Annotated in this window: 10 protein-coding genes; all 10 read left to right on the top strand. The window is 72.6% G+C overall.

Translation table 11 applies throughout. The annotated features are described in order from the left end of the window. The first annotated feature begins 57 nt into the window (after positions 1-57). Positions 58-735, top strand: coding sequence for an aspartate/glutamate racemase family protein (locus tag EAH89_RS10070; protein ID WP_140882684.1), 678 nt, complete (start codon positions 58-60; stop codon positions 733-735). Between the two features lie 51 nt (positions 736-786). Continuing rightward, positions 787-1,548 (top strand): SDR family oxidoreductase, encoded by a 762-nt coding sequence (locus tag EAH89_RS10065; protein ID WP_140882683.1) that lies wholly within the window; start codon positions 787-789, stop codon positions 1,546-1,548. Between the two features lie 209 nt (positions 1,549-1,757). After that, positions 1,758-2,789, top strand: a complete 1,032-nt coding sequence (locus EAH89_RS10060) for an ABC transporter ATP-binding protein (protein WP_140882682.1) — start codon at positions 1,758-1,760, stop codon at positions 2,787-2,789. Between the two features lie 72 nt (positions 2,790-2,861). Then, positions 2,862-4,145 carry an ABC transporter substrate-binding protein gene (locus EAH89_RS10055; protein ID WP_140882681.1) on the top strand — a complete coding sequence of 428 codons (1,284 nt, stop codon included), beginning with the start codon at positions 2,862-2,864 and terminating at the stop codon, positions 4,143-4,145. Positions 4,146-4,219: 74 nt separating this feature from the next. After that, the gene (locus tag EAH89_RS10050) at positions 4,220-5,098 is read left to right on the top strand and encodes a carbohydrate ABC transporter permease (protein ID WP_140882680.1); all 879 of its coding nucleotides are present in this window, start codon (positions 4,220-4,222) and stop codon (positions 5,096-5,098) included. Continuing rightward, a complete protein-coding gene (locus EAH89_RS10045; RefSeq protein ID WP_456306495.1) occupies positions 5,095-5,982 on the top strand; it encodes a carbohydrate ABC transporter permease in 888 nt (295 codons plus the stop codon). The genes EAH89_RS10050 and EAH89_RS10045 overlap by 4 nt, the downstream gene beginning before the upstream one ends. Before the next feature lie 3 nt (positions 5,983-5,985). Then, on the top strand, positions 5,986-6,822 hold the full coding sequence (locus EAH89_RS10040; RefSeq protein ID WP_140882678.1) for an endonuclease/exonuclease/phosphatase family protein: 837 nt from the start codon (positions 5,986-5,988) through the stop codon (positions 6,820-6,822). Positions 6,823-6,997: 175 nt separating this feature from the next. Beyond that, positions 6,998-7,864, top strand: coding sequence for a type 1 glutamine amidotransferase (locus EAH89_RS10035; protein WP_140882677.1), 867 nt, complete (start codon positions 6,998-7,000; stop codon positions 7,862-7,864). A gap of 101 nt (positions 7,865-7,965) precedes the next feature. Further along, positions 7,966-8,943, top strand: coding sequence for a Bug family tripartite tricarboxylate transporter substrate binding protein (locus EAH89_RS10030; protein ID WP_140882676.1), 978 nt, complete (start codon positions 7,966-7,968; stop codon positions 8,941-8,943). A gap of 69 nt (positions 8,944-9,012) precedes the next feature. Next, on the top strand, positions 9,013-11,187 hold the full coding sequence (gene recD2, locus EAH89_RS10025; protein ID WP_140882675.1) for an SF1B family DNA helicase RecD2: 2,175 nt from the start codon (positions 9,013-9,015) through the stop codon (positions 11,185-11,187). Positions 11,188-11,223: the final 36 nt, after the last annotated feature.

Here is an 11,223-nt window from a genome sequence, read left to right as displayed (position 1 = left end):
GCCTATTTTCCAAATACGGAAGAATGGAATGAATTATTCATCGGGAGGGGCAAGGCCATGAAACGGGTCGGCTTCGTGCACACCGTCGGCTTCCTGGTCGACCATTTCCGCGAGAGGATGCGCGCCGCCCATCCGGGGGTGGACGCCTTCCACATCCTCAACGAGAGCCTTCTGCAGGACCTCCTGCGGGGCGCGCCGACGGCCCTGGTGCATCGCCGCGTCGTCGCGCAGATCGTGCTGGCGGCCGAGGCCGGGGCCGACCTCGTCGTGGTGACCTGCTCCTCGACCTCGCCGGCGGTCGACGTTGCCCGGCGCCTGGTCCAGCAGCCGGTTCTCAAGATCGACGACCCGATGGCGGCGGAGGCCGTCCGCCGCGGCAGGCGGATCGGGCTGCTCTGCACCGCGTCCAGCACCGTCGAGCCGAGCAGCGCCCTGCTGCGCGCGCACGCGGCGGAGCAGGGGCGGACGGTTGCCATCGAGCCGGTGGTGAAGCCCGACGCCTACGCCGCCCTCATGGCGGGCGACCGGGCGGGCCACGACGCGATCGTGCGCGACGCCGCGTCGGTTCTGGCGCGCGGCTGCGACGTCCTGGTGCTCGCCCAGGCCTCGCTCGCGCATCTGCAGCCGGCCCTGGACGACGAGCTTGCCGTCCCCGTGCTGGCCAGCCCGCCCCTGCTGATGCGCGCTCTCGACGCCGCGCTGAAGGCGGCGCCGCGCGACGCGGCGCCCGCATAGCCCGCGACCCGCGGCCGCGGTAGCGTCGGGCTGCACCAAGGGAGGGGATCGATGGGCCGGCTCGAGGGAAAGATAGCGTGGGTCACCGGCGCCGGCAGCGGCATCGGCGAGGCCGTGGCAGACCGCTTCGGCGCGGAGGGCGCGACGGTGGTGCTGACCGGGCGCCGCCAGGACCGGCTGGAGGGGGTGGCGGCGCGCCTCCGCGGCAAGGGCGGGCGCGCCGAGGTCCAGCCCGCCGACCTCACGGCATCGGCCGAGGTGCAGCGCGTGGCGGACTGGATCGGCGGAACCTTTGGGCGGCTCGACGTGCTGGTCAGCAACGCCGGGTTGAACGTGACGGCGCGGCGCTGGGCGGACCTCACCCCCGAGGGGATCGACGGGCTCGTCCAGGGCAACCTCTCCTCCGCCTTCTACGTCGCGCGCGCGGTGCTGCCGATCATGCGCGCCCAGGGCGGCGGCGTCATGATCCACACGGCGTCGATGGCGGGACGCAACCTCGGCGTGATGAGCGGCCCCGGCTACCAGGCCGCGAAGCACGGCGTCGTCGCCATGAGCCACAGCCTCAACATGGAGGAAGGCGTCAACAACATCCGCAGCACCGCCTTCTGCCCCGGCGAGGTGAACACCGAGATCCTGGCGAAGCGGCCCAACCCGCTGAGCCAGGAGGACCGGGACCGCATGCTGCAGCCCGGGCACTGCGCGGACCTGATCCTCTACGTGGCGACCCTGCCGCCCGCCGTCACGCTGAACGAGGTCTGGCTGACGCCGACCCACAACCGCAGCTACGTCGCGGCGCTGCAGCGGAAGTTGTAGGCGCCGCGCGGCCGCCACGGTGTTTGACCCTCAACGTGCCCTGTGCAAGCTTTCACACCCTGGCCGGGGAGCAGCGCGCCGCCACGTCGGGCCCGCCCCGGAGCGGGCTGATGCGTCTTGCTGACGCCGGTCCTGACATCGCGTCGGACGGCGGCGGAGCAACCCCGGCAAGGTGCCGCCATCCCGGCGCGGACGGTTGAGGCCAAGCGATGCACAGCATAGCGGTCGAGCGGGTGTCGAAGACCTGGAACGGCGTGGCCGCGGTCGAGGACGTGAGCTTCACCGTCGAGGCCGGCGACCTGGTCGCGCTGCTCGGCCCCTCCGGCTGCGGGAAGTCGACGACCCTTCGCCTCATCGCGGGCCTGGACGCGCCGACCGCCGGCCGGATCGTGATCGCCGGGCGGGAGGTGACGGGGCTGCCGCCCGCGCGGCGCGGCATCGCCATGGTGTTCCAGAGCTACGCGCTGTTCCCCCACCTGTCCGTGGCCGAGAACATCCTTTTCGGCCTGAAGGTGCGGAAGGTCCCGCGCGCGGAGCGCGACGGCCGCCTGGCCAAGGCCGCGGAGACGCTCGGGCTCGCGCCGCTCCTCGATCGCCGGCCGTCGCAGCTCTCGGGCGGGCAGCAGCAGCGCGTCGCGCTGGCCCGCGCCCTCGTGGCCGAAGCCTCCGTCTGCCTCATGGACGAGCCGCTCTCCAACCTCGACGCGCAGCTTCGCCTGGAGATGCGGCGCGAGATCCGCGCCCTCCAGCAGCGGCTGGGGATGACGATGATTTACGTCACCCACGACCAGGTCGAGGCCATGACCATGGCCGACCGCGTCATCCTCATGCGGGGCGGGCGGATCGAGCAGAACGCGACGCCGGCCGAGCTCTACGACCGGCCGAGCTCCGCCTTCGCGGCTCGCTTCGTCGGCACGCCGCCCATGAACGTCGTGCCCGCCACGGCGCTTGCCGGGCGGGACTGGGCGCTGCCGGACGCGGCGGCCGGGGGCCTGGGCAGCCTCTCCGTCGGCGTGCGGCCGGAAGCCGTGCGGCTCGACCCGGCCGGCCTGCCCGCCGAGATCGTGGCGGCCGAGTACCTCGGCGCCGACACGCTGATCGAGACGCGCCTCGGCGGCGTCCCCTTCGTGGCGCGGACGGCGGGCCGGATCGGGATGAAGGCGGGCGAGACGATCCATCTCGCCTGGTCGGCCGGCGACGCGCATTGGTTCGACCGCGCGAGCGAGCGGCGGATCGCCTGAGCGGGGCCGTCACACGGGTGTCATGCTTGGCGTGGGTGCAGCGCGCCGGACGCAACCGGCAAGGAGGGAACGATGGACAGGCGACATTTCCTGGCGGGCTCGGCCGCCGCGGCGCTGGCACGGCCGGCCCTGGCGCAGGGCGGGCCGACCGAGTTCTCGTTCTTCTACCCCGTGGCGGTGGGCGGCGCGATCACGCGGGTCATCGACAGCTACGCCGGCGACTTCGCGCGGGAGAACCCGGGCATCAAGGTGACGCCGGTCTATGCCGGCACCTACCAGGAGACCCTGGTCAAGGTCCTGACCGCCCACAAGAGCGGCACGCCCCCGACCCTCTCCGTCCTCCTCTCGACCGACATGTTCACGCTCATCGACGAGGAGGCGATCGTCCCGCTCGACGGTTTCGTGAAGACGGACGCCGACAAGACCTGGCTGGGCGACTTCTTCCCGGCCTTCATGCTCAACAGCCAGACCGCGGGCCAGACCTGGGGCCTGCCCTTCCAGCGCTCGACGATCGTGCTCTACTGGAACAAGGCGCTGTTCCGGCAGGCGGGCCTCGACCCCGAGAAGCCGCCGGCCACCTGGGCGGAGCACGCGGCCTTTGTCGAGAGGCTGACGAAGCGCGACGCCGCCGGCAACGTCAGCCAGTGGGGAACCCAGATCCCCTCCACCGGCTTCGGCTACTGGATGCTGCAGGCGCTGGCGATCGAGGCAGGCGAGGTGCTGGCGAATCAGGAGGGCGACCGCACCTTCTTCGACAAGCCCGGCGTCGTGGAGGCGCTGCAGTACTGGGTGGACCTCGCGCAGAAGTCGAAGGTCTACCCGCCGGGCATCGTCGAGTGGGGCACCACGCCGCGCGACTTCCTCGAGGGGAAGACCGCGATGATGTGGACCACGACCGGCAACCTGACGAACATCCGCACGAACGCGCGCTTCGACTTCGGTGTCGCCATGCTGCCCGCCGGCAAGCGGCGCGGCAGCCCAACCGGCGGTGGCAACTTCAGCATCGCGAAGAAGGCGACGCCGGCGCAGCAGGAGGCGGCCTTCCGCTTCGCCCGCTGGATGACCCAGCCCGAGCGGGCGGCGCGCTGGAGCATCGATACCGGCTATGTCGGCGTCAGCCGCGCCGCCTACGGGACGGCGGCGATGAAGGACTACCTGGCCGGCTTCCCCGCCGCGGCCGTGGCGCGCGACCAACTCGAGTTCGCCGTTGCGGAGCTCTCCACGCACGAGAACCAGCGCGTCACCAAGGCGCTGGGCGACAACATCCAGGCGGTCCTGACCGGCAGCAAGGCGCCGGACCGGGCGATGCGGGACGCCCAGGCAGAGGCCGAGCGCATCCTGCGGCCCTACCGCTAGCCATGCCCCGCCGGGGGACGGCGCGGGACCTCCCGCCGTCCCCTCCCCCCTTCACCAGCCGCTGCCAGGGACCGATGAAGAGCCGCCTTTCCGCCGCCGTCCATGGCTGGCTCCTGCTCCTGCCGGCCATGGCGCTCCTCGTCGCCTTCACGCACTGGCCGGCGGTCGCGAGCCTCGTCGAGAGCTTCACCTCCACGCCGCGGCCGCGCCGGCCGTCGCGCTTCGTGGGCGTCGCGAACTACGAGCAGATGCTGGCGGATCCCGTCTTCTGGCAGTCGCTCGTGAACAATCTCCGGTTCGCGCTCGGCACCATCCCGCTCGCGATCGGGCTCGCGCTGCTGATGGCGGTCTGGGTGAACGACCGCATCCCCGGGCGCACCTTCGCCCGCATGGCCTACTTCACCCCGACCATCCTGCCGATGATCGCGGTCGCGAACATCTGGCTGTTCTTCTACACGCCGCAGTACGGGCTGCTGGAGCAGGTGACGGCGGCGCTCGGCCTGCCCTCGCACAACTGGCTGGGGTCGCGGGAGACGGCGCTCGCCGCCGTCACGCTGGTGGCGGTGTGGAAGGAGGCGGGCTTCTTCATGATCTTCTACCTCGCCGCGCTGCAGGGCATCTCGCCGACGCTCGCGGAGGCGGCAGCGCTGGAGGGTGCCTCGCGCTGGACCTTCTTCCGCCGCGTCCAGTTCCCGCTCCTCATGCCGACGACGCTCTTCGTCCTCATCAACGCCGTGATCAACGCCTTCCGCACCGTCGACCACATCATCGTCATGACCCGTGGCGGGCCGGACAACGCAACCTCGCTGCTGCTGTTCTACGTCTACCAGGTGGGCTTCAACTTCTGGGACACGTCCTACGCGGCGGCGCTCACGGTCGTCCTCCTCGTGATGCTGGCGGTCGCGGCCCTCGTCCAGTACGGATGGCTCGAGCGCCGGGTGCACTACCGGTGAGCGGCGTTCCCCTGGCCGGCCCCGCGGTCCGCCGGCGCCCCGCCCCGCCCGAGCTCCGGCCCTCGCCCTACGAGCCCACCGGCTTCTGGCGCGCGCTGGAAGGGCTCGGCGCGGTGCTGCTCGCCCTGCTCTGGGTGCTGCCGCTCCTCTTCGCGGTCTGGGCCGCCTTCCACGGGGCCGAGGACACGGCGCGGCTCGACCTCGACGCGCCGCTCACCCTGTCGAACTTCCGCCGCGCCTGGGAGGCGGCGCCCTTCGCCCGCTACTTCCTCAACACGATCGTGCTGGTCACGCTCATCTTCGCCGGCCAGGTCGTGCTCGGCACGCTCGCCGCCTTCGCCTTCGCCCGCTACGACTTCCCGGGGAGCGGCATCGCCTTCGCGCTCGTGCTCGTGCAGCTCATGATCATGCCGGACGTGCTGATCGTGGAGAACTACCGCACGATGAGCCGCCTCGGGCTGGTCGACACCATCCCGGGCATCGCCCTGCCCTACATCGCCTCGGCCTTCGGCATCTTCCTCCTGCGGCAGACCTTCAAGACGATTCCGAAGGAGCTGGACGACGCGGCGCGGGTCGAGGGCGCGAGCGCCCTTCAGGTCCTCCTCCGGATCTACGTCCCGCTGGCCAAGCCCGTCTACGTCGCCTACGGCCTCGTCTCCGTCAGCTACCACTGGAACAACTTTCTCTGGCCGCTGATCGTCACCAACTCGGTCGAGGCGCGCCCGCTCACCGTCGGGCTGCAGGTCTTCGCCGGCGGCGACCAGGGCGTGGACTGGGCGGTGATCTGCGCGGCCACCCTCATGACCTCGGCCCCCCTGCTGGTGGGCTTCCTGCTCTTCCAGCGGCAGTTCGTGCAGAGCTTCATGCGCGCGGGGATCCGGTAGGCCATGCAGCTCGTCACCTGGAACATCCAGTGGGGCCTGGGGATGGACGGGCGGGTGGACATCGCCCGCATCGTCCGCCACGCGCGCGCCCTCGCCGACTTCGACGTATTGTGCCTGCAGGAGGTGGCCGACAACCTGCCGGACCTGCAGGGCAGCCGCGGCGAGGACGAGTTCGCCGAGCTAGCGGCGCTCCTGCCCGGCTACCGCGCCGTGGCCGGGGTCGGGCTCGAGATCATGGACGGCGACGGCGCGCCGCGGCGCTTCGGCAACGTGATCCTCTCCCGCCTGCCCGTGCTGCAGGTGCTCCGGCACGCCCTGCCCTGGCCCGGTGGGGCGGACCGCAGCATGCCGCGGGTGCTGCTCGAGGTGACGGTGATGGCGCCCTTCGGCCCGCTGCGCGTCATGACCACCCATCTCGAGTACTTCTCGGCCGAGCACCGGCGGGCGCAGGTCGAGGCCATCCGCGACGCGCACGCCCTCGCGCAGGACCGCGCCGCCCGCCCGAGGCAGCCCGGCAGCGGTCCCTACGCCCCCCGGCCGAGCCCGCGCTCCGCCATCCTGACGGGCGACTTCAACATGCCGCCGTCCGACGCGACGAAGGCGCGCCTCTCGGCCCCGTTCGATAACGGCGCGCCGCCGCTCCTCGACGCCTGGGGCCTTCGCCACGGCGAGGCCCCTCACCCGCCCTCCTTCTGCATCGCCGACCAGACCTATGGCGAGCCGCATTGCTGCGACTACCTCCTCGTCACGCAGGATCTCGCGCCGCGGGTGCGCGCGGTGAGCTACGACGTCGACGTCCGCCTGTCGGACCACCAGCCGGCGGTGCTCACCCTCGGCTGACCCTCGCGGCCGCGCGGGCCCGCCGGGCCGGCGCTTGCCGGACCCTGGTTCCGGCCTATCTGCAACGAATGCCCCTTGCCGCTCCCTGCACACCCGACGCGCGCGCTGGCCGGCGCGGTCTGCGCCCCACGGCGACCCCGTCGCCGGCCGTTCCGCCGCCGGTCCGCCCGTCGCGATGACGGCGCTTCGCTTCCTCGTCGCCGAGAGCGAGACGCCGGAGGACCGCGAGCGGCGCCGCGAGAGCGTGGGGCGCAGCAGCGGCGAGACCTATCTCGACACGCTGCGCGCGATCGTGCCTGAGGCCGTCTGCGAGCTGGTCCGGCCGGCGGAGGAGGGCGCGGCCGCGCCGGGTGTTGAGGCGCTGCGCGAGCAGGACGGCGTCTTCCTCACGGGATCGCCGCTGCACGTCTACGAGGACACGCCCGAGGTGCGCCGCCAGCTCCGCTTCATGCGCGACGTGTTCCGGTCGGGAACGCCCTCCTTCGGGTCTTGCGCGGGGCTTCAGGTGGCCACGGCCGCCGCCGGGGGCCGGGTGCGGGAGAACCGGCGCGGGCACGAGGCGGCCTTCGCGCGGCGCATCACCGCGACCGAGGCCGGGCGCGAGCATCCGCTCCTGGCCGGGCGGCCCGCGGCCTGGGACGCGCTGGCCATCCACACCGACGAGGTGGAGCGCCTGCCGGAGGGCGGCACCGTGCTCGCCGGCAACGGGGTGAGCGCCGTGCAGGCGGCCGAGATCCGGCACGAGGGCGGCACCTTCTGGGGCGTGCAGTACCACCCCGAGCTGCCCCTGGACGAGGTGGCGGCGGCGCTGCGCCGGCAGGCCAAGGACCTGATGGAGCAGGGGCTGGCGCGCGACGAGGCGGCGGTCGACGCCCAGGCCTCGCTCATCGAGGCGCTGCACCGGGAGCCGGAGCGACGCGACCTTGCCTGGCGGCTCGGCGTGGACCGGCAGGTGACCTGCGCCGCGCAGCGCCAGGTGGAGCTGCGCAACTTCATCGAGCACCTCGTCCGGCCGGTCCACCGGGCGCGCGGCCGGGCCTGACGCCGCGGCGCGCCGGGCCTCCCGGCCGGCCGATGCGCGGGGGGCGTTGGCCTTGCGCCCCCAGCCTGCGTATCGTTCCCCCATAACCCGGGAGGAATCACATGCAAGCAACCCGTCGCTCGGCCTTGGCCGCGGCGCTCGCCACGCCCTTCGTGCGGCCGGCCGCGGCGCAGCCGGCCTGGCCGAACCGCCCCGTGCGCGTCATCGTCCCCTGGCCGCCCGGCGGGTCCACCGACGTGCTCTGCCGTTTGCTCTGCGAGCAGATGCAGCAGCGGCTCGGCCAGACCTTCGTGCTGGAGAACCGGCCCGGCGCCGGCGGCAACATCGGCGCGGACGCGCTCGCCAAGGCCACGCCGGACGGCTACAGCATGGCGCCGCTGACGCTCGGCGCCTGGCACATCAACCAGTTCCTCTACTCCACGCTCCCGTACAACCCCCAGCGCGACTTCCAGCCGATCTCGATGCACTGGGAGCTGCCGAACGTCCTCGTCGTCTCCAGCCAGCACAACCCGGCGAACAGCTTCCAGGAGTTCGTCGCCTGGGCGAAGGCGCGGCGCGAGGGCATCAGCTACGGCTCGCCCGGCGTCGGCACCACCGCCCATCTCAGCGGCGCGCTGTTCACGAGCCGCCTGGGCATCGACGGCACCCACGTGCCCTTCCGGGGCGCCGCGCAGATCATTCCCGCGATGCTTTCCGGCGACCTGACCTGCGCGATGGACAACCTCGCGAGCTACGTGCCCGTGATCCAGGAGGGCCGCATGAAGGCCTTCGTGATCACCGGCGCCGAGCGCTGGCCGAACCTGCCGAACGTGCCGATCATGCAGGAGGTCGGCGTGCCCGACTTCGTGGTGACGAGCTGGTGCGCCATGGCCTTCCCCGCGGGGGTTCCGGCCGCGATCGTGGAGCGGGCGGCGGCCGCGATGCGCGAGATCGGCCAGGACGCGGCCGTGCAGGAGCGGTTCCTGCGCGCCGGCGCCAAGTGCGTCTGGAGCACCCCGGCCGAGGTGACCGCCCGCGTGGACCGCGAGCGCCCGACCTGGCGGGAGGTCGTGCGGATCTCCGGCGCGCGCCTGGACTAGGCCCGCCGGACGGGCGGCACAGCGGCCCGGGCGCTCGCCACCCGGGCCATCCATCCCCATCTCCGGTAGATGAGCGCCTCCCCGTCCGCCACCGCCCCCACCGAGGCCCTGGCGGGTCTGGTGGAGCGGGTGACCTACCACAACGCCGAGAACGGCTTCTGCGTGCTGCGGGTGAAGGCGCGCGGGCACAAGGACCTCGTCACGGTGGTGGGGCACGCGGCCAGCATCGCGGCCGGCGAGTGGGTGCAGCTCTCCGGCAGCTGGACCAACGACCGCACCCACGGGTTGCAGTTCCGCGCGGGCTTCCTCAAGGCGAGCCCGCCGACGACGCTCGAGGGCATCGAGCGCTACCTCGGCTCGGGCATGATCCGCGGCATCGGCCCGGCCTATGCCAGGAAGCTCGTCCGCGCCTTCGGGGACGCCGTGTTCGACCTCATCGAGGCCGAGCCCGCGCGGCTCCGCGAGGTCACGGGCATCGGCCCCAAGCGGGCGTCGCGCATCGTGGCGGGCTGGGCCGAGCAGAAGGTCATCCGCGAGATCATGCTCTTCTTGCACGCCCACGGGGTCGGCACCTCGCGCGCCGTGCGGATCCACAAGACCTACGGCGCGGAGGCGGTGCGGGTGATCAGCGAGAACCCCTACCGCCTCGCCCGCGACATCCGCGGCATCGGCTTCCGCACCGCCGACCTCGTGGCCCAGCGCCTCGGTATCGAGCCCACCGCCATGATCCGGGTGCGCGCCGGCATCTCCTTCGCGCTCGCCGAGGCCACGGGCGAGGGCCATTGCGGGCTGCCGCTCGCGGAGCTCACCGCCCAGACCGCGGCCCTCATCGAGGTGCCACCTCCCCTCATCGAGACCGCGCTCGAGCTGGAGCTGGCCGAGGGGGACGTGGTGGCCGACACGCTGGAGGGCGAGCGCTGCGTCTTCCTGGCGGGGCTGTACCGCGCCGAGCAGGGGATCGCCGAGCGGCTGCGGGCGCTGGCCCAGGGGGCGCCGCCCTGGCCCGCCATCGACGCCGATCGCGCCATCCCCTGGGTGGAGGGCAAGACCGGCCTCTCGCTCGCCCCCAGCCAACGGGAGGCCCTCGCGCTCGCCACCCGCTCGAAGGTGCTGGTGATCACCGGCGGGCCGGGCGTGGGCAAGACCACGCTCGTGAACTCGGTCCTGCGGGTGCTGCGCGCCAAGGGGGTGGAGGTGGCGCTCTGCGCGCCGACGGGGCGCGCGGCCAAGCGCCTGTCCGACAGCACGGGGATGGAAGCACGGACCATCCACCGCCTGCTGGAGACCGACCCCAAGACCGGCGGATTCAAGCGCACGGAGGAGCGGCCGCTGGACTGCCAGCTTCTCGTGGTGGACGAGACCTCGATGGTCGACGTGCCGCTCATGCGCGCCCTGCTGCGGGCGTTGCCGGACGAGGCGGCGCTGCTGCTGGTGGGCGACGTGGACCAGCTCCCCTCCGTCGGGCCTGGGCAGGTGCTGGCCGACATCATCGGCTCCGGCGCCCTCCCCGTCGTGCGGCTCACCGAGGTGTTCCGCCAGGCCGCCGAGAGCCAGGTCATCGTCAACGCGCACCGCATCAACGAGGGGCACATGCCCGAGCTCCGCCCGGGCGAGGGGTCGGACTTCTTCTTTGTCGACGCCGCCGATCCCGAGGAGGGCGTGCGCAAGCTGCTGACGGTGGTGCGGGAGCGCATCCCCGCCCGCTTCGGGCTCGACCCCGTGCGCGACGTGCAGGTGCTCTGCCCGATGAACCGCGGCGGCCTCGGCGCGCGCTCGCTCAACATCGAGCTGCAGAAGGTCCTGAACCCGCCGGGCGAACTGCGGGTGGAGCGCTTCGGCTGGACCTTCGGCCCCGGCGACAAGGTCATGCAGGTGGCCAACGACTACGACCGCGAGGTCTACAACGGCGACCTCGGCGTGATCGCCTCCATCGACATGGAGGAGGGCGAGCTCACGGTGCGCTTCGAGGGGCGGGAGGTCGCCTACGGCTTCGGCGAGCTCGACGAGCTGGTGCTCGCCTACGCCACCACCATCCACAAGGCGCAGGGCTCGGAGTACCCGGCGGTGGTCATCCCGCTCACCACCCAGCACTACGCCATGCTGGCCCGCAACCTCCTCTACACCGGCGTGACCCGCGGCAAGAAGTTGGTCGTGCTGGTCGGGCAAAGGCGGGCGCTCGCCATCGCCGTCCGGAACAGGAACACCCGGCAGCGCTGGTCGAAGCTCCGCGAGTGGCTGGCCTAGGGGCCGCGGAGCGCAGCGCGGGCTCCCGCGCCCCGC

The sequence above is a fragment of the Muricoccus nepalensis genome (genome assembly GCF_006438825.1).
GTDB classification, from domain to species: Bacteria; Pseudomonadota; Alphaproteobacteria; order Acetobacterales; family Acetobacteraceae; genus Roseomonas; species Roseomonas nepalensis.
This window is presented reverse-complemented; position numbering and strand designations above follow the sequence as displayed.

Coding starts and splice junctions, on each gene's coding strand:
- EAH89_RS10030 (WP_140882676.1), top strand. CDS start 7,966: ATGCAAGCAACCCGTCGCTCGGCCTTGGCCGCGGCGCTCGCCACGCCC.
- recD2 (WP_140882675.1), top strand. CDS start 9,013: ATGAGCGCCTCCCCGTCCGCCACCGCCCCCACCGAGGCCCTGGCGGGT.
- EAH89_RS10035 (WP_140882677.1), top strand. CDS start 6,998: ATGACGGCGCTTCGCTTCCTCGTCGCCGAGAGCGAGACGCCGGAGGAC.
- EAH89_RS10040 (WP_140882678.1), top strand. CDS start 5,986: ATGCAGCTCGTCACCTGGAACATCCAGTGGGGCCTGGGGATGGACGGG.
- EAH89_RS10060 (WP_140882682.1), top strand. CDS start 1,758: ATGCACAGCATAGCGGTCGAGCGGGTGTCGAAGACCTGGAACGGCGTG.
- EAH89_RS10065 (WP_140882683.1), top strand. CDS start 787: ATGGGCCGGCTCGAGGGAAAGATAGCGTGGGTCACCGGCGCCGGCAGC.
- EAH89_RS10055 (WP_140882681.1), top strand. CDS start 2,862: ATGGACAGGCGACATTTCCTGGCGGGCTCGGCCGCCGCGGCGCTGGCA.
- EAH89_RS10070 (WP_140882684.1), top strand. CDS start 58: ATGAAACGGGTCGGCTTCGTGCACACCGTCGGCTTCCTGGTCGACCAT.
- EAH89_RS10050 (WP_140882680.1), top strand. CDS start 4,220: ATGAAGAGCCGCCTTTCCGCCGCCGTCCATGGCTGGCTCCTGCTCCTG.